Annotated in this window: 18 protein-coding genes; 3 read left to right on the forward strand and 15 right to left on the reverse strand. The window is 33.9% G+C overall.

Going from position 1 to position 18,775, the window contains the following annotated elements; genetic code table 11:
- Positions 1–37: 37 nt before the first annotated feature.
- The 5 genes from EG849_RS00510 to EG849_RS00530 form a co-directional block, all read right to left on the reverse strand.
- The gene (locus tag EG849_RS00510; RefSeq protein WP_125011128.1) at positions 38–463 is read right to left on the reverse strand and encodes a hypothetical protein; all 426 of its coding nucleotides are present in this window, start codon (positions 461–463) and stop codon (positions 38–40) included.
- A gap of 454 nt (positions 464–917) precedes the next feature.
- Positions 918–1,118: a hypothetical protein gene (locus EG849_RS00515; protein WP_125011129.1), complete on the reverse strand. Its 201-nt coding sequence runs from the start codon at positions 1,116–1,118 to the stop codon at positions 918–920.
- 202 nt (positions 1,119–1,320) lie between these two features.
- Complete coding sequence (locus tag EG849_RS00520; RefSeq protein ID WP_125011130.1) at positions 1,321–1,515, reverse strand: hypothetical protein; 195 nt, start codon at positions 1,513–1,515, stop codon at positions 1,321–1,323.
- 101 nt (positions 1,516–1,616) lie between these two features.
- Positions 1,617–2,270, reverse strand: coding sequence for a response regulator (locus EG849_RS00525; RefSeq protein ID WP_158611900.1), 654 nt, complete (start codon positions 2,268–2,270; stop codon positions 1,617–1,619).
- Between the two features lie 27 nt (positions 2,271–2,297).
- Positions 2,298–4,340, reverse strand: coding sequence for a tetratricopeptide repeat-containing sensor histidine kinase (locus EG849_RS00530; protein ID WP_125011132.1), 2,043 nt, complete (start codon positions 4,338–4,340; stop codon positions 2,298–2,300).
- A 229-nt stretch (positions 4,341–4,569) separates the two neighbouring features.
- On the opposite strand from EG849_RS00530, the gene EG849_RS00535 reads away from it, so the two are divergent.
- Both EG849_RS00535 and EG849_RS00540 read left to right on the forward strand, forming a co-directional pair.
- Positions 4,570–5,802: a chloride channel protein gene (locus EG849_RS00535; RefSeq protein WP_233581722.1), complete on the forward strand. Its 1,233-nt coding sequence runs from the start codon at positions 4,570–4,572 to the stop codon at positions 5,800–5,802.
- Positions 5,802–6,395: an HPP family protein gene (locus EG849_RS00540; protein ID WP_125011134.1), complete on the forward strand. Its 594-nt coding sequence runs from the start codon at positions 5,802–5,804 to the stop codon at positions 6,393–6,395. Before EG849_RS00535 ends, EG849_RS00540 begins: the two co-directional genes overlap by 1 nt.
- Positions 6,396–6,404: 9 nt before the next feature.
- On the opposite strand, the gene EG849_RS00545 is transcribed toward EG849_RS00540, so the two are convergent.
- Both EG849_RS00545 and EG849_RS00550 read right to left on the reverse strand, forming a co-directional pair.
- Positions 6,405–6,860, reverse strand: a complete 456-nt coding sequence (locus tag EG849_RS00545; protein ID WP_233581723.1) for a response regulator — start codon at positions 6,858–6,860, stop codon at positions 6,405–6,407.
- Between the two features lie 11 nt (positions 6,861–6,871).
- Positions 6,872–7,426, reverse strand: a complete 555-nt coding sequence (locus tag EG849_RS00550; RefSeq protein ID WP_125011135.1) for a helix-turn-helix domain-containing protein — start codon at positions 7,424–7,426, stop codon at positions 6,872–6,874.
- 154 nt (positions 7,427–7,580) lie between these two features.
- Between EG849_RS00550 and EG849_RS00555 the strand changes: the two genes are divergently transcribed.
- On the forward strand, positions 7,581–7,766 hold the full coding sequence (locus EG849_RS00555; protein ID WP_233581724.1) for a very short patch repair endonuclease: 186 nt from the start codon (positions 7,581–7,583) through the stop codon (positions 7,764–7,766).
- 69 nt (positions 7,767–7,835) lie between these two features.
- Here the strand turns inward: EG849_RS00555 and EG849_RS00560 are convergent, their stop codons facing one another.
- The 8 genes from EG849_RS00560 to EG849_RS00595 form a co-directional block, all read right to left on the reverse strand.
- Positions 7,836–9,125: a phenylacetate--CoA ligase family protein gene (locus EG849_RS00560; protein ID WP_125011136.1), complete on the reverse strand. Its 1,290-nt coding sequence runs from the start codon at positions 9,123–9,125 to the stop codon at positions 7,836–7,838.
- A 69-nt stretch (positions 9,126–9,194) separates the two neighbouring features.
- Complete coding sequence (locus EG849_RS00565; RefSeq protein WP_125011137.1) at positions 9,195–10,865, reverse strand: C45 family autoproteolytic acyltransferase/hydolase; 1,671 nt, start codon at positions 10,863–10,865, stop codon at positions 9,195–9,197.
- A 15-nt stretch (positions 10,866–10,880) separates the two neighbouring features.
- On the reverse strand, positions 10,881–12,398 hold the full coding sequence (locus EG849_RS00570; protein ID WP_125011138.1) for a phytoene desaturase family protein: 1,518 nt from the start codon (positions 12,396–12,398) through the stop codon (positions 10,881–10,883).
- Positions 12,399–12,429: 31 nt separating this feature from the next.
- Positions 12,430–16,047, reverse strand: coding sequence for a 1-acyl-sn-glycerol-3-phosphate acyltransferase (locus EG849_RS00575; protein WP_125011139.1), 3,618 nt, complete (start codon positions 16,045–16,047; stop codon positions 12,430–12,432).
- The gene (locus EG849_RS00580; protein ID WP_125011140.1) at positions 16,040–17,233 is read right to left on the reverse strand and encodes a DUF2062 domain-containing protein; all 1,194 of its coding nucleotides are present in this window, start codon (positions 17,231–17,233) and stop codon (positions 16,040–16,042) included. The genes EG849_RS00575 and EG849_RS00580 overlap by 8 nt, the downstream gene beginning before the upstream one ends.
- Before the next feature lie 59 nt (positions 17,234–17,292).
- On the reverse strand, positions 17,293–17,778 hold the full coding sequence (locus tag EG849_RS00585; RefSeq protein ID WP_125011141.1) for a hypothetical protein: 486 nt from the start codon (positions 17,776–17,778) through the stop codon (positions 17,293–17,295).
- A complete protein-coding gene (locus EG849_RS00590; protein ID WP_125011142.1) occupies positions 17,775–18,149 on the reverse strand; it encodes a 3-hydroxyacyl-ACP dehydratase in 375 nt (124 codons plus the stop codon). Before EG849_RS00590 ends, EG849_RS00585 begins: the two co-directional genes overlap by 4 nt.
- Entirely contained in the window at positions 18,149–18,772 is a 624-nt protein-coding gene (locus EG849_RS00595; RefSeq protein ID WP_125011143.1) for an outer membrane beta-barrel protein, read from the reverse strand. Before EG849_RS00595 ends, EG849_RS00590 begins: the two co-directional genes overlap by 1 nt.
- Positions 18,773–18,775: the final 3 nt, after the last annotated feature.

An 18,775-nucleotide genomic window follows, 5' to 3' on the forward strand; every position in this document is an offset into this window, starting at 1 on the left:
TTGAATTTTAAATTTGTTTTCTTGCGGTATTTTAATATTACTGTACTGCTTCCATTTTTAAAAAAGAATGAAAACTGTAAATTCCATCTTTTCTAATTTCTTTTCCATTTTTATCATATTTTATAGAACTATAATCTTTAATTTCTTCTGTTGAAATAATACTTTTCAAAGAAATTTGTTTCTGGCTATTTTCAGTAAAGTCAATTATTGTATTTTCAATAGTATATGTCCAGCTCTTCAACCCTCTTTTTTGACCGTTGTCATTATTTGAGACTATAAACGGATAAGGCTGAGAACTTGAAAAAGATATTCTATGTAAATTATAATTTCTCTTATCGTATGTGAAAAATCCAGAGTACATCTCTTCAGATAAAAAGCAAACAGTTACTAAATTTTCTTCCGTTTTTATTTCAAATTTGTAATCCTGAAATGAATTAAAAAAATCAAAAGCAACGATGTTCAAATTTTTTCTAATTAACACTTCTGATATCCAATATTCTGGGGAATCCTTTGCTTCCTCATAAGCGTCAAAAAAATCAATTTTTTTATAAGCATAGTTATTTTTGGTTTTGGTTTCTTTTTTCGAAAAATTATTGTCTAACGAATTGATATTAAAAAAACATGTAAGTTCATTGCTAATTAAAGTGTCTTTAGAATTTAAAAGTGAAAACTGTTTTATCTTAAATTCCTTTTGCTCAATTTGATAATTTTTTTTTAAGATTTTTTTTGATGCTTTTTATTATTTTCTTCAAATCTTTTTCCGCTGATTTATTTATTGTCACTTCGTTCAATAAAATAATCGAATCTTATCCAAATGAACATTGGATCAAACCTAAAAATAAAATTATTAAAAAAATTTTCATATTGTTTTTTTTTTAAGGCTGATTAAAAAGTCAGCCCTTTTTGACTTTTATGGATTAAGGAACAGGTCCATTTCCTCCCCAATCCCAATTACCATCTGAATTTTGGCACTCATCATTATTGTACGCAACTAATGTATATCCAAATAATGATATTGACCATTGTCTGCACCCGCGTGGTCTTTTTCCTGCTTCGTCTCCTCCACTTACATTTCTTTGTTGCTCTTTATTCAAAACAGCAACACCTTCTAAATTCATGATTTTTTTTAATAAAATTTATATTTAATTTTACCCAAACATTGTGATTCTAAAATGGATAAGAGAGGTTTTTTGGAAAAAGTTAATTTTCAAAAGTAATGATTGATGCTAAAAGCAATATCATTTGAATATTAAAAAAGAAAAACGGTGGCCTACCAAAACCACCGTCCTAAAAACTACTACTAAACTAAAAATCTACAACTTATTCATCATCTATCTTTTTTTTCTTAAAATCAAAATAAGGATAATGAATAATGTTATCATTAAAACGCTTTATTTGCGTGGTGTTTGTTTCTTTTATCTTTTTTTCTTGTTTGTTTGGAACAGAATCTAGTAATGCAGTTGTTGAAATTTCTGCTGAAAGAAGTATCGCTAAAAGTGAAAGTATTTTTACCATTATATGTATGCTCAAAAACAAACTGCTTAAGCGTAAAAATAAGGCAATGAAAAAACAACAGAGTACGGTTTTTCCGTAAAATTTGTTAAAAATGTTAGTAGCTATATAAATCCTAATTTTCTGGCTTCGCGAACAATGTCTTCGTCGCTACCTTTTTCAATACAAAAATAATCCTTGATCTGAGATTTGCGCTTTTCTACAGCGCTCATCGAAAGATTCAGATGCTCCGGAAGATTTTTTGTCATTACACCTTGAGCCAAAAGCGTGATGATTTGCCGATTGTAAGTGTCTAAATATTCTTCTCGAGATAACAATTCTTGAATACTTGCCGTAACCGTTTCGCTATAATACGTTTCATCTTTAATCACGGTATCAAAAGCCATCAGAAGCTCTTCGCCTCCAAAGTCGCTCTTGACCAAAAAAGCATTTGGTTTAATTTTCTTTACAATATTATACAATACGAAAGATTCTGAATGAGAAGTAAGCATTATAATTTTTGCATCTGGAAAGTATTTTTTTACAAGATAAGCCAAGTCTTCACCTGATTTAAGCAACTCCTCAGGATAACCAGGAAGATTTAGATCTAAAAAGACCATATCAAAAGCCAAAGTATCAGGATCAGTAATGATTTCAAAAGCCGCTTTACAATTGTAAGCCATTGTGGCATCAATTTCAATTCCTTGATTGTTGTAAGCCAAAATTATCTTATAACCGTCAAGTTGTGTGGGGTGGTCATCCACCATTAAAATGCGCATTGCCATAAGTTTTTTCTTCTTGTCTATTTATATCGGAAAAATAAGGTGAATTACTGTACCTTTTCCGATAGTAGAATTAATAGTTAGTGTACTGCCAATTTGTTCAAGCCTGTCTTGAATGTTTTTTAAACCGATACCTTGTTTTTTTTCAGCTATATCAAAACCGGTACCGTTATCTTTTATTTCAATTTTTAAATCATTATCAAATTTAGCCATTGAAATAAATACTTCAGTAGCATTTGCGTGCTTTTGAATATTGTGAATTGATTCTTGCAAGATACGGTAAATCTGCATTTTTATATTGCTATTGACTATTTCCCAATCTATCTTTTCATCAACTTTTAGTTCAAAATGAATGTCGCTATGGTTTTCTATCGAGGCAAAAAGATTTTTTACGATTATAATAAAATTTACGACATCAGAAAAAAAGTTTTTACTCAAATCGTGTGAAATCGTCCTGATTTCTTTTTCAACATTCTGGATTTCTGCAATGTGTTGCAAACAATGATCAATCGTGGCATCATCTCGTTTTTTGCTCAAAACAAAAAGGTTCAACCGAATACCGGTCAGTTTGCCCATTATACCATCGTGTAATTCTTGTGAAATTCGCTTTTTCTCCAGCTGCTTTCCTTCTTCCAACTTTTGTTGTTGGTCAAGCATTAATTCATAAATTTCTTCGTTGGCTTCCTGCTGCTGCTGAATATAGCGCAATTCTTTATTTTTGTTCCGTTGCGATTGAATCATATACCATAATATGATAATGAGCACTAAAAGCACGCTAAACCCTAAGATCATCCAGCGTTGCAACGAAATTCGATCTTTTTCAGATTCTACTATTTTTTTTTCTGATAAAATCTCATCGGTTTCATATTCTATTCTTGCAAATTTGTCTCGTTGTTCTCTTTCCTTTTTAAGATTTTCATCAGTAAGTGTGACATATTTTTCAAAGTAAATCGGACTATTTTTTACATCAGCTTTAGCCAAAACCTGTAATGATTCATTTACATCCCCTACACTCTTAATTTCTTCGGCTTGTTTTCTCGCCTCTCGAATTGATTCAAGTGCAAGAACAGTATCTTTTTTTGATAGATAATAATTGGCCAACTTAATTTTGCTAGTTACAATTCCGGCAAGGTCGCCCGTACTATCTCTAATTTTTAGGCAATTTTTATAATCTCCTAACACATTTTTATCACCCATTTTTTCACGGCAATATATCAAATTGTCCCAGATGTAAGCATAATATGCCGGATGAATCGTAAGTAAATCAGGCATTTCTAAACCTTTTTTAAAATGATCTGCGGCGATTTTAAATTCTTTTTTAGACATAAAAACGGTCCCAATGCTGTTGTAAGTCTGCGATTTTAAAAGTGTAAAATACTGAGGATCATCTGTAAATTCATCAAGCGTTTTTAAAGCTTTCTCGTTGTATTGAATGGCTTCATCATATTTATTTTGAGCGGTAAGTACCGAACTTAAAAAATTATAACACTCATATTCTAGCGTCAAATCTTTTACTTCGTGCGCAATTTTCAACGCTTGAATTGCTATAGCTTCTGATGAAGCCAAATCATTAATTTTATAAATAAGATAACCTTTTTTAAGTTTTACACGTCCAAAGTTTTCGCGATCATCCGTTTCTGCAAGCAATTTTTCTGCCTTTGTAAAATAAAAGTAAGAACTATCAGGAATGCTTCTATCCGTAAAATAATCACCAATATATTGATAACCACGAGCCATATCCAAGGTGTCATTTGCTTCATCACCCATTGCGACCAATTGCTTTGAAACATCATGATATTTATCAATTTCGTTTAAATAAAAATAATGATTGGCGACTTGAATGATATTGGATCTTGATACAGTATCGTTGCTTCCGTTAGCCAAAATTTGGGTCAAGCTGTCTAAAAGTTTTATTTTCTCATCGCGAGGTAATTCGTCCATTTCGGGATGCTCTAAAATAGAATCCATTGGAGTTGAAATTGTCAAAAGTTGGCTCGCTTCTTTGTCTTTTGAGTTGCAACTCAAAATTAAAAAAATTGCCGCTAAAAGTAAGTATGAATTCTTCAATTGGGGGATTATTGAGATATTCAAATATATTGTTTTTTTCACAAAAAGTAAAATGCCCTGTGAGAATTTTAAGTGAAATTGGTTTTAGATTGCTTTAAATTTCGTTAAACTTATTTTATATGATACAAAAACTTTATGCTTCCTTTATTTATAGATAACTTTGCATTACTTCAACCTTTATGATATGCCTGATTTCAATACTCGCAAAAAAAAGCTAACACGATTGCAATTGCAAACCCTCATTATTGCTTCTGCTATTATTGGATTTTTAGCTGCACTGCTGGCAATTTCTCTAAAACATATTACTGAACATTATGAAGATATTTTCTTTGCCAAGGCAGAAACAAATTGGTATCTTTTTTTAATCTTGCCTTTCATTGGTCTTTCTGTAATTTATCTTTTAAGAAAATATCTTTTTAAGAATAAAGAAAACAAAGGTATCAAGGAGGTTTTTGAAAGTTTTAAAACTGACAAATCGCTTCCGGCATACAAAATTCCTTCCCATTATTTAAACGGATTTCTGACCGTGATTTTTGGAGGTTCCACTGGAATTGAAGTTTCTACCGTTGTTTCTTCTGCTGCAATTGGTTCTATTGCACATTCAAAGGAAAAATTCTTGAGAAAGTATAAAAACGAATTGATATGTGCCGGAACTGCAGCCGGAATCGCGGCGCTTTTTACAAGTCCCATGGCTGGATTTCTTTTTGTTTATGAAGTCCTTTCTAAGAAAATTTCTAAAGTATTCTTAATCGCAACATTCATTGCCATTGGCGTAGCAACGGCTTTGTCTTTCTTTTTACACGAAACGGCATTGTTTGCCGTTAATATCCAGACTTGGCATTGGCACGCCTTTCCTTACTTTATTTTGTTAGGAATCATCTCCGGACTAAATTCAGTGTATCTCACAAAAACAGTTTTGTTTTTTAAAAAGAAATTTACAAACATTAAAACAAAATACCATCGCGTCATTTTAGGATCAGCAATTATCGGAATCTCACTTGCCTTTTTTCCAGAACTTTTTGGTGATGGCTATCACGCAATCAAACAGAATATTGCCACATCAAGTTCAGTCATACCGACGCTTTCTGTCTTTATGACATTGTTAGGCATAATTATTTTAAAACCAATTATCACCTCAGTAACCCTATCTGCTGGAGGCGACGGTGGAGTTTTTGCTCCAAGTATTTTTATCGGAGCCTTTATCGGTTTATTTACCGCTTTGCTTTTAAACAAGTACGCCAATGCTGAAGTAATTCCTATAAACTTTATGATTATTGGCATGGCCGCAATGCTTTCTGCAAGTATTAGCGCACCTTTTACCGCTTTATTTTTAGTCTGTGGATTAGTTGGTGATTACACGCTTTTCGTGCCAATTTTGATTGTTTGTTTTGTATCAAAATTTACTGCTGAACGTTTCTGCTCTTATACCGTTTATACTTACCAAGAAAAAGCAACTGCCTAATGCCAATCAAAAAAATAAAACGTACCTATCGCAAAACCAAATATGTTTTATACAAAGAAACTTTGGTGGATTTTACCGAACATTTTTGGGCATTTATTGGCTCTTTTATCGGCTTGGGAATTATTACATTTTTAGAATATAAAGCATTTCCACAATCCGATTTTATTTTTTTAATTGGTTCTTTCGGAGCTTCTTGTGTTTTGGTTTATGGCGTTATCCAAAGTCCGCTGGCACAACCCAGAAATTTGGTCGGAGGCCATTTAGTTTCCGCAATTATTGGCGTTTCGATACAAAAATTACTTCCTGAGTTAATTTGGGTTGCCGCACCACTCGCTGTTTCCTTATCCATTGTTTTTATGCAAATCACAAAAACATTACATCCGCCAGGTGGCGCGACCGCTTTAATTGCAGTTACAGGTTCTGCTGAAATAAAGGATTTGGGGTATTTGTATGTGATCTCCCCAATACTTTCGGGTGCATTGATTTTATTGATAATCGCCTTAATTTTCAACAATCTTACCAAAAACAGAAGTTATCCGTCACTTCCTGCGCGAACAAAAATCAAGAAGTTATTCTTGAAAAAGAAAAGCTAGCTTTTTCGATTATATGCTGAATAAAAAAGTATCCTTGCTCAATCCCGAAGTATGAAATTGCCAGTTGATCTTTAAAACTTCTCGAAGCGATTTCTTCAAAACTTGAAAGTCATTAGGTTTACTGATGTAAATATTTGCGCCTCCAATAAAGGTTTCGTGAATATCTTTTTCAGCTGTGGATGTCGAATAAATGGCAATTGACATATCTCGAAGTTTTTCTCTTTTTCTAATTTCATTCAAGCAATTTTCATATTTAACACAAAACATATTCAAATCTAGAAAAAGGATATGTGGCAATTCAATTATTTCAGGATCAAAAAGATAATCTAAAAGATCATCACCAGTTTCAAATGTCAAAAGATTAACATTTAAGCCCAGCTCTTCAATTGCTTGCCTAAAAACATCACGATCATCTTCATCATCATCCGCTAAAATAATATTCATTTTTTCTTCTTCTTCGCTCATGTGATTTTGTCTTATGTCGTATAGATTTTTCTTTTTCTTCCATCAATAATTTTCTTAAAAACCGACGGAGAAAGCCCCGTGGTTTTTTTAAATTGCCCCGAAAGATGTGCAACACTGCTGTAATTTAAAATATATGAAATTTCAGTTAATGATAATTCTTGAAGCAATAACTTTTTCGCTTTTTCAATCTTTTGCAATATGATATAATTCTCAATTGAGCTGTGGGTATATTCTGAAAAAAGAGTAGAAATATAGCTGTAATTCATATTCATTTTTTCAGCAAGATAAAGCGAAATTTTTGATGCTGGAAGCTTTTCTCTCCCGATCATGTCCATAATCACATTCTTAATCCGTTGGATTAATTGGCTTTTCTGATCGCTCAAGATATCGATTCCATATCTTTTTAAGTTGGCTTGCAATTGAATATTATCTTCCAGAGAAATAACCTCTAAAACCTGAATTTCTCCAGATTCATTCATATCAAAATGTATTCCCAGCTTTTCAAGTTGCTCTTGTAAAATTGTTCGACAGGCCACATTAATATCATATTTAATGTAGATTTTCATTGTGGTGTTTGTGTTGGTTGGTTCAATAAATATAAGGAAAAAAGAATTTCATTAAAAGAAATTATGAATTTATTAGCAACAGCAACTAAATGAGAACAAGCAATCTCATTTACTATAATCCCACTGAATGAGACTTTCTTGATAACTTTATAATATGCGCGCTAAAATCATGGGTGCCATCAAGAATAAAGATACCAAGGAAGAATTTTGCTTGGCAAAAGCATTGTGGAAACGATGCTATCGCTATCGAATACACGACAAAACGGTTTTCGGGACGCATGATCTGTCTTTCAAAAAATACAAGATTGCCATTTTTGTCGATGGTAAATTCTTCCACTGAAAAGATTGGTAAAACGTCAAAAAAAGCTAGATTCCAACAAAGAGTTTGGATCAAGAAAAATGTGCTAGATTATCTCAAATCAAAAAAACGAATCGGCTTTCTGCTGATGGCCGGAAAAACCACTTTATTCAATTCTTCTATTGGAGCAAATTCAATTTTAGGTGTTACGCGCAATTTTGCTCTGAAATAATCTTTAATTTCAGAGAGTAATTCGTCAGACGCTTTTTCAGAAGCAATTTTAATTACGATTTCATCTGTTCCCAAATCATTCGTAGAAATTTCTATCACATGATTTTCAACGCTGTCAAAATGACTCAAGACATCGTGCATCGCCGGCGGATACAGCGTTGTTCCCTTGTATTTTATCATTTGCTGTTTTCTGCCTAAAACGGGCCCAACACGAATCGTCGTTCTTCCGCATGGGCAAGGTTCGTCATGAAGCTGGACGATATCGCCGGTTTTAAAACGGATCAAAGGCATTCCTTCCACGCCTAATGTAGTAATAGTCAACTCGCCACTTTCTCCTGATTTTACCGGATTATTTTGGTCGTCAAGAATTTCTGTAATAATCAATTCGGGATGATGGTGGCCTCCCTTTGAATGTTCGCATTCGGTAAAAGCAGTGCTCATTTCGGTTGAAGCATACGTTGAAAACAACTTGATGTTCCATTTATCCGTAATTTTTTTGGCCAAAATAGTAGGCGTAAAATCTTGATTTCTTAATGGTTCTCCAATACAAATCGCACCTTTTATTCCCGAATTATTGTAGTCAATATTGTGCTGTTCGGCAAATTCAATCAATTTCAATAAAAATGACGGAACTGTAATCAAGTAATTTGGCTGGTATTTCAAAATAGAATCCCATTGCAACTGTGGAATTCCAGCACCTACACGAATTACGCCAACACCCAATTTTCGAAGTCCTAAAAAGTACGCCAAACCTGCCACAAATCTTCGGTCAATCGTGGTCATCAGTTGCACAACATCGCCTTCTTTTACGCCTGCAACATCAAAAGAAATCGCTTCGTTATAAGCCAAACGGTCTAAATCTTTGTCGGTCAAGCCAAACGTTACGGGATCGCCCAAAGTTCCTGAAGTCGTGCAATAATCAATGATTTTGTTTTTTGGAACACACAAAAAAGCATCGTTATTTTTTTGTAAATCATCTTTTGTGGTCACTGGAAGCTGTTGCAAATCAGAAATTGTTTTGATTGCATTTACATCAATATTTTGCTCTAAAAAAAGCGCTCTGTAATATTCAGAATTCACATTTACATAATGCAAAGTCTCCTGAAGCAACCTTTCTTGGAGTATTTTAATTTCTTCTTTTGACGCTTTTTCTATTGCTGGGAATGTCATTTTTTTGTGATTTTCCAATTTTTAAATTCTTGGATAATTCGAAAAATCGAACCATCAAAAATTAAATTATCAGAGTTTTCGTTTCGCTTTTTTCAACTGTTTTTCGACTGTTTTTCGGTCTGGCAATGTAGTAATTTCTTTTGTCAATGCGGTTTCAAAATTATCAAACGCTTTTTGGTACTGCTTTTTTTCTTGGTAATATTTCCCGATTTTGTAATAAACCACCCAATGTTCTGCATTTAAGCTTTTAAACTCTGAAATCATTTCTTCTGAAATAGCTGTTTTACTTTCTATGTAGTGATCAAATTCCCGATTCTGAATTCTATATTTTTCATAATCTGAGTATGCTTTGGTTTCTAAAAAAGTATCTTTTTCAATATTCAAATTGCTTTCCGCCATGGTTTTCATTTCAGAAGTAGTTGAATTATTTTCGATTTTTGAGCCAAACACTTTATTCAAATCATAACAGACAAATTCCCCCAGTTGATAAGGATTTGCTGAAATCCAGACCAATTTATCCTTTGGTTTAAAAACGATTCCGTGATGCGCCAACAGTTGGTTCAGCGCTTTTTCATTGCCAAAACCAATCGATTTGCCTTTCAATCCGTTCTTGTCTCGAAGTATTTTTACCGCTTCCTTCGGAGTGATTGTTTGGTTTTCCTCCAGCAATTCTTCCATCCGGTCAAATCGGTATTTTGAATGGCTTTCGATGATGTGTTTGTTATTTTTTTTATCGTTTTTGTAAGTTTCGCTCTGAAAATGATTCGCACAAATTAACTCTGAATTATTGGGCACGTCATACACTCCAAAATGATTCGGAGAAACTTCTAATAAAATGGCTTTTCCGTCATTTGCACTTCCAACCATAATACTTTCCGAAACAAAGACTTCGCGCTTTTTTGCAAGGGCAATGGCTTCGTCTATCGTCCCAGCATATTGCAAAATTTCTCTCGCCAAAATCGAGACAGGAGTTTTGGCAACCCAAGGAATATCTGACTTTCCAGCGTTTATTGTCACGGTCAAACCTTCTAAATTCATTCCTGAAACGACACCAATCATTCCCGGCCAAGAAACTGACACATACGGATGCCCGAGGTCTGGTTTTATGAAATAAACGATTTTGTTTTCTGCAAAATCATCGCCCGCATAAAAGTCCAAATTTCGTCCGATTAACAACGAACCGTCAGGCGTTTTTTTGTTCCAAACCGCAAAAGAAGTACAGCCAACCAATGCCAAATCAGTCAAGGCGTGCCCGATATCATGGGCACCGTGAAGGTAAAGCGCGCGCAAATATTGGGGTGCAATGTCATCAAATTCTTTAGAAGAAAACCTCGAAAGTCCATAGATTTCCGTCTGATATTCTTCGGAAACATTTTTGTATAACTTTCTGTTGTATACTTTTAAAAACTGGCGAAGCAAGCGCAATTTAAAATTCGAAGGAACGATTTGTTTGATTTTTCCAAAGAAAACCGTCTCTTGCTTTTTCATCAGCGAATCGCTCAGGCTTCCCATTATCAAACCGCGTTGCAGAGCATCACCTTCAACATACATTTCCCAAAGGTTATTCTGCTTGTTTTTAAATAAAAAATTGTCTTTGTAACTGAAACTTTCTGGCGAATGTTTTACCACAACCGGCATTTCATTATTGTAACCTTCAGTTTGTGGCAAATGCTGGATGGACTTTCGAACACCGCACGAATTCAGAAGGATTAAAAGTAGAAAGAGAATACATTTTTTCATTGCAATCTGGGCTAACTAACTGACTTCAGCATTAATTTTATTGATCAGATATTCTTTCCCGACGATTTCAGAACAGGTGACAACCGCGCCAATGGTCACGCCCAAAACACCATGCATATTGATGCTTTGTCCAGTCAAAAACAGGTTTTCTACTTTGGTTTTTGGCGTAATAAACGTCTTCATCGGATTGTTTGAATCTTTAATGTATCCATATAAGTTTCCTCGATCACCACCAATATAATCACGGTAAGACAAAGGTGTTGACGCGTGAACGGACTTTATAGAATCCCGAATTCCAAGAAATTTTAATTCTAACGCTTTTAAGAATTTTTCAATCTTTCGTTTTTTAAATTCTTGATACGATTCGCCACGGTCCATTTCATCAGCAGTCGTGTTTTTTGTCGCTTCCCATTCTTCAAGTTCGTCAAATTTCATATAGGTTATCGCCGTCATGCTTTCGGCCCAAACTTCCATCTTTTTGCCGACATTCATGGAAACCATATAGGCTTTTGGCCATGTTTCTTCCTTGTAATCATTGGCTTTCCAAACTTCGTTGCTGTTATTGAAATGGTAATAATTGTGGTTGAAATATTTGAAACTTTCGGGCTTAAAAACGATATAAATACTGAACGCCGACGGAACGCCCTCCAAACTCTGGACACGTTTGTAAAACGGTTTTCGGAATTTTTCTTCCCCGATCATTTTCAGCGTCGTTTTTGGCTCGATGTTCGAGATAAATAACTTGCCAAAAACTTCTTCATTTTCATTAATTTTAGCAGAAACTAATTTTCCTTCTTCAAAACCAAAACCATTGACTTCCTTGTATTTATAGACTTCGCCTCCGTATTTCTTTAATTGCTTGATTAATTGCTTCGTGATCTGGCTTCCTCCGTTGATACAACGCCATGAACTTTGAATATAAGAATTCACTGATAAAGCGTGCACATACAACGGCGTTTTATCTTCAATTCCCGCATATAAGAAATTGGAACCCGCCAAAACCGCTTTTAATTTTTGGTTATCCGTAAGGTTATTTAAAAATTCATTGGTATTTCTGGATAGAATTTCTTCGCTGTAACCGCCTCCAAATTTTAAATTGTATAAAGGAAATGAGTTGCAAATTTCTTGAATTTCTCGGCAATATTCACGAAGGCAAGCTTCTTCTTCCGGAAAATAAGTGAGCAATTGCTGAATGAAATTTTCATAACCTTGCGCGTGCGGATATTCGATTGTGTCGTCTCCAAAAGAAATAATATCAAACGCATCTTCGTCCATTTTTTTAAGATTCAAATCATCCATTATTCCAATATATTTGAAATATTTATAGAGATTTTGTCCTTTTTCTAAGCCTCCGATATAATGAATTCCGGTATCAAAAATAGTTTTATCACGCACAAAAGTCTGGAGATTTCCACCAAACTGATTGTTTTTTTCAAGCACACACACGCTGTAACCCTCTTTCGCAAGTAGAATTGCCGAAACAAGGCCACCAAGACCGCTTCCGATAATCACTACATCATATTCGTTTTTCACAGCGTTTTATTTTTATGGAATATACAATTAATTACAATATTTTAAAAGTTGCAGTGGAAGGATCCAAAACAATCACTTTTTTGAAATTAGACAAAAATGCTTCTTCCGCAAGCAATGTATCTTCTGAATTTACAATCAAAATATCATACTTAAAATCTAAATTTTCTAACGAATTTAAATAGGAAATCGAACGCTTTTTCAGAATGTAATTTGTTGATGCAATTTCTCTTTTTTCGCTATTTTCAATGTAAGAATCAACTTTTCGCTGAGATTCTTGCAACGCTAAAAGCAAATCGAATTCTCCGTAATCATCAGCAATTCTAAGGATTTTTGCTTTGGGTTCAATGACTTTATTTAAATTATAAAACAACGCCAAATTCAATTTCAAATTATCTTTTACGGAAGAAATTATAGCCCTTTCCTTGTAAGCAAAACTCTTTATGATCATCTTTTTGAAGTAGTTTTCATCTTCAATATCCATGCGCATTTGCTGAAATTCTTCTTTGAAATAACCACTTAATTTTTTGGTTCTTTCTGCATAATTTTCTCCAAAATATTTATTTTCTGGCGTAATTCTCGGAAGGATTTTCAAAGTCAGGAGACCGTCATTTATGATAAAATCACCTTTCGGCAAAACTTCCGAATTTCCGTGAATTACAACCGGAAGAATATCTAAATTAAATTGTTCTGCCAAATAAAAGGCACCTTTGTGAAAACGCTTGATATGATTGTCAGTCGAGCGCGAACCTTCGGGAAAAACCATCAACGAAAATCCTTGGTTTACTTTCTCGCGAAGATGTTCCACGCCACCTTCCAGACCTTGTGAAACCGGATAAAATCCTGCCAGGCGAACACCTTTCCCAAAAATTGGAGAATTATAGACCCAGTCGCTTACCAAAAAAACAATCTTCGGATTCAGCATTCCCATCGCCAAAATATCTAAAAATGACGTGTGGTTTGCAATGATAACAGCTGGTTTTTCGAACGTTTCATTTTGCAAATTGATTATTCTTTTCTTTATAAATGGATTCGTATAAAGCACCGATTTCATAAATTTCGACATCAGATAATGAAACGCCCTAATCTTCGTTTGTCGTTTTATCGGAAGAATTTTCACGAATAAAACACTAAAAATCGAAAGCAAAAACCCACCTAAACCATAATAAATAAAAGATAAAGTCGAATGAATCAGCGTTCTGAATTCAAAAGGCGATTTTCCCGATTTTACTCTTGAAGAAAGAAAAAATCTAAATAATATTGGATAAAAAATAAATGTAATCAGCAACGCTGCAAAAACTCCAATCAATGAAACGCTTGAAATTGATTTTAAGGCTGGATGCGATGCAAAAACCAAAGCGCCAATGGCTAAAATGGTCGTCAATGCCGCCAACAAAATAGACGTTCTATACGTTCCCATTTCGTTTTTTCCGGTGGAATATTCTTTCTGCAAAGCACTTGTCATAAAAATGCTAAAATCGACTCCGTGACCGAAAATTAACGTACAAACAATTAAGCTAAAAATATTTAATTGGATGTCAAAAATCCCCATAATTCCAGCGGTAACAAGACCTGTGATGACTATTGGAATGCAACTCATCAAAACCAATTCAATTCTTCGGAAGAATAAAAACAGAATTAAAACCACTGCAATAAATGAATAATTGACCAACAAATTGAAGTCGTTTTTTAATTCTCCTAAAAATGTTTCGTTCATTTTTTGACGGTCAATCAAAATCAGTTTTTTGTCCTTTGAAAGTTTTTCGACCAAGGCTTCACGCTGTTTTTCGTTGACTTTTATTAGGGTAGAAATCGTGAAAAAACCTTCTTTTTCGGTTACAAATTCTTGCAAATACAAAGCTTTAATTTTTAAGAATTCTTCGTACGAAACTTGCCCGAAATTTTTATTTAGAAGTTCATAAAATGGTTCGTAAGCCGTGGGTTTAAACCCAAATTTTTGTCCGTTTGAAATTAATTGTTTTGTCAGATTTGACTTTTTATCTTGGTCCCAAAAAGAATTCCACCTGTCAATTTTCTTTTGCTGTTCTTGTTTTGAAAGCAATAAACTTCCGACAGAACTGAAATTTAAAATTTTATTCTCGTTTTTTTCTTGACTTAAATCTTGGTATAATTTTCTGTTTTTTTGCAAAACTTCGTCAATAGAATTTCCGTAAACCGCCACATACAAAGATTTCGAAGTCAAACTCGTGGATGATTCTAAATCTTTTTCTGCTTTTTTAATGTCACTTGGAACATAATTCAATTGCGAAATATCATTGTTAAAGCCTACTTTTTGGTACGTGAACAAACTCACGATAATAATCACAATACTTGAAAGCACAAGTATTTTATTTCTCTCAAATGCAAAACCAGCCATTTTATCCAAAACAGTTTTTCGCTCTAAACTTTCGCCCGGTTTTGGCGTGTACAAATGCGGAATTATCAAAAGCGAAAACAAGGAAGTGATGATGACGCTCGAAGAAGCGAAAATCCCTAAATCTTGCAAGGCTTCTGATTTCACAAAAAGCAGGCACAAAAAAGCAACCGCCGTGGTCGTACTGCTCATTATCAGTGGCATTGTGATGTCTTTGTAGAGCGTTTTGATGTCGCTATTGTGCTTGTAATGCGTCAAAATATGCAACGAATAATCGACTGTAACACCAAGCAAAACCGCGCCAATGCTCAATGAAATGGCAGAAATTGTTCCTTTTAAAAAATAAAGCAAAGCCAATGAAGCCAAAACCCCAAAAATCGTAGGGATAAAAATGATAATCGGGATGAAAAATTTTCGGTAATACACACACAGAATCAGCATTAACGCACCCATCGAGATAAAAACCGTTGTTTGAATATCGCTTTTAATTTGGTTGGCATTTGCCACGGCAATTAATGCGGAACCAAAATAATCGAGCTTGGTTTTCCCTTTAAATTGTGTGTTGAGATTTTCTTGGATTGACTTTAATTTGGCGACAAAAAGCGTGTTTTTTTCGGTTTCGCTTCCGGGTAATTTCGGGTTTATGAAAAGCAATAATTTGGTTTTGTCTTTGGTCAAAACAAATCCGTTTTCAAGAATAAAATCATCGCTCGTCCCTAATTGCTGTAATTTTTTTAAAGCGATAAACGAAATTCCGAGTGGATCTTGCAATATAAAATCTTTGGTCACGATTCCGGTTGGCGAAATAATATTTCGGTAATTCACTGAAACTGTTTCTGAAACGCTGTCGCTTCTTAACTTTTCTTGAATTTTTTCATAATCGGCATCATCCAAAAACAAAGGAAGATTTTCATACACAAAGCCAAAAGTTTCTTGGATATTTTCGTCGTCAACTTGTCCTTGAACTGAATTAATATAAGCATCACAACTTTGCAAACTGTCTAAAAAAACCGTTGCCATTTCGGTCAAATCATTGGAACTTGCACCTTTTTCGGCATTAAAAATTACGGTAATTTTATCTGCAAAATTCAGTTGTCCCAAGACTTTTGCCGTTTCATCAGAACGTTCGCTCTTTGGGATTAGCTTGGTAATATCTTCCTCAAATTTAATTTTAGAAGCAAAAAACCCGAAGAGTGCTAAAATCAAAAACGCAAAGAAAACCGATACAATTCGGTTTCTGCTGATGAAAAAATGTATGGCGATGAAATACTTATGCATTTCTGATTTGTTTGTTTTTATTGGAACTGAAAATGGTCATCAAAATGTATCCTAAAAGGCCAAAAATGACAGCCATAATCGATGCTAAGATAAAACTTCCGATGAGATACTGAACGAGATGTTGCTTAATTTGGTCAAAATCTGTATAGGAATTTGGGAAAACATCTTGCGGATTTTCCATAAATAGGCCTCCAATTTTAAGCGACCCAAAAATAATAAGCGGAATAAACGGTGGAAAACTTACGTTAGAAAAAGCAAAAGAAATCACTTTATTCAGACGCAAAACATACGCCAAAAATAAAACCAAAACCGTTTGAAATCCCCAAAAAGGAGCGATTCCGATGAAAACGCCTAAAGCAATGGAAAGCGATTTAGTCATTTTGCTGTCTTGGCTTTCTAAAATATTTTCAAGAAAAAATTGCTTAAATCCTTTTTTTTTAAGCCTCCTGAAAAAATCTCTTGGTTTGATATAAAAGATCGCGATTGCCACCAAAACAGTATTTAAAATGCTGATTCTGGTAAAATCTTTGAACGGTCGAAAGTGCGAAACACGTTCGCTCATATCATACAAAACCTGAATAGGAATGTTTTTCACACGCGTTCCGTTCCAAGCCGAACGCACAATAATTTCAATTTCGAATTCAAATTTATTGGTAAAAAAACGATTCGGAATTTTATCCAAAGGATACAATCGAAAGCCCGATTGCGTGTCTTCTAATTTGTTTCCGGTTTCAAACCAAAACCAAAAATTAGAAAATTTATTTCCAAAACTGCTCTTTTTTGGAACGCCTTCTTGCGCCATATTTCGGCTTCCGATCAAAAGAATTTCTCCTTCTTGTTTTAAATATTCGATAAAAACCGGAATATCATCTGGAAAATGCTGACCGTCAGAATCAATGGTTATTGCATTCTTGAACTGTAATTCTTTGGCTTTTTTGAAACCTACTTTTAAAGCATTTCCTTTTCCTTGATTTTTTTCAAGGTGAATCTGAGTTAATTTTGGATAATTTGAAAGAATTTGGGAAGTGGAATCGGTCGAACCGTCGTTGACAATGATGATATCTTGGGTAAAATTCAATACGCCGTCAATAACGCGTTTTAAAGTTTTGTGATTATTATACGTAGGAATAATAACACAGCACTTTTGCCTTTTCATCTTCTCATAAATTTCTAACGACGCGTCCATTCATTGATTCCTTCGGGGATTGCCTGCAAAGATACTTTTTAATTTTCTTTGGCAAAAAACTATTGCATCGAAGCTTTTTCAATCTCAGAAAATACTTTAGATTGTTTCAAATACACACGAACAAAATCTTTTAAAGAGTTCGATTGCTTTGAAAAATTTGACACAATAAATTGTTTGTCTTCGGCAATATTTGCTTTGTATTTCATAATCTTCGGCGTATTTTCTTGAATGCTCAACCGAATTAACCTGATTTCTAAATTGTTAAAATCATTTTTTAAAGCATAATCTAAAAGTTGCGTTCCTTCGATAAATTGCTTTTTCTTGTCTTCTTTTTTAGGAGAAAATTTTGCTTGCAAAGCGATGGAAGCACCTTTGTAAGCGACTAAAGTTTTTGAATCTTGCTTGGAAACACCTTCAAGTAATTTGTAAAATTTTTGAGCATTTTCTTTGGATTCTATCGCATTCGTGTACTGTTTCCTGACTTCAGAAAGTTCTGGAGCAACAAATAAAACAAACAACGAAAAGAATAAAATCAGGCCTTTCACTTTATAATTTTTTTATAGGTATTACTCAATTTTAGTGCCACAGTTTCTCCAAAAGAAGTAGCGTTTTTTACTTTTACGTCGTCTTCAATTGAAGTAATCTCCAATTCTAATTTAAGTTCTGGAGTTACTTCTGGATTGATCAAAGCCATAAATTTCACGTTCGAGGAACTTTTTAATTGCAATGAAAATCCCGTAATATTTTGCGACAATTCCTTAATGATTTGCATCATACAAACTCCTGGAGTGACTGGATTTCCAGGAAAATGTCCTTTGAAAACGTCGTGATTTTCGTTCAAAAGAATTTGGGCTACATATTTAGTATCCGAAATTTTATCGATAATTTGAATTTGGTAAAAATCTTTTAATAGCATTATTTATTTTTGCTTTTTAAGTTGAAAGCGTAAGAAACTCCTAATTGAAAGACGTTGTTTGTATTCCAATCTCCCCAAAAATAATTATCATTATCATTATAGTAATAATTATTATACAAAACTTCAGCAATCCCTTTTTTAAACCTAGCTTCAACAGAAATTCCATTAGGGAATTTATATCCTAAACCAAAATTAACAGCTAAATCAGCATCCGAATAAATATATTCTGAATCTTTGCCAACAACAAAATCTAATGTTGGTCCGACCATAATTTGAAAACGATTTGCAATTGTAAATTTATTCATTGCAGACAACGAAATGTAATTTACCGATATATCGTCATTTTTTAAATAATATTCATTTGAATTTGAATTGTAATCGTAAAGCAAAATATCATTTACGCCTTGTCGAGAATAATTTATTTCTGGTTGCAATGTGTACACTTTTGTAAAATTTATTGCGCCAAAAACGCCCAAATAAAAATCTGGCCTGTAAGTTCCCTCCGTTTGAGTGATGGTTGACAAGTTCAAACCACCTCTAACTCCGGGTTTAAAAGTAACTTGGGCATTCAGATTTGAAATTCCAAGACATAAAAATAAGGAGGCAACGATTGCTTTTTTCATAAA

The organism is Flavobacterium macacae (genome assembly GCF_003865365.1).
GTDB classification, from domain to species: domain Bacteria; phylum Bacteroidota; class Bacteroidia; order Flavobacteriales; family Flavobacteriaceae; genus Flavobacterium; species Flavobacterium macacae.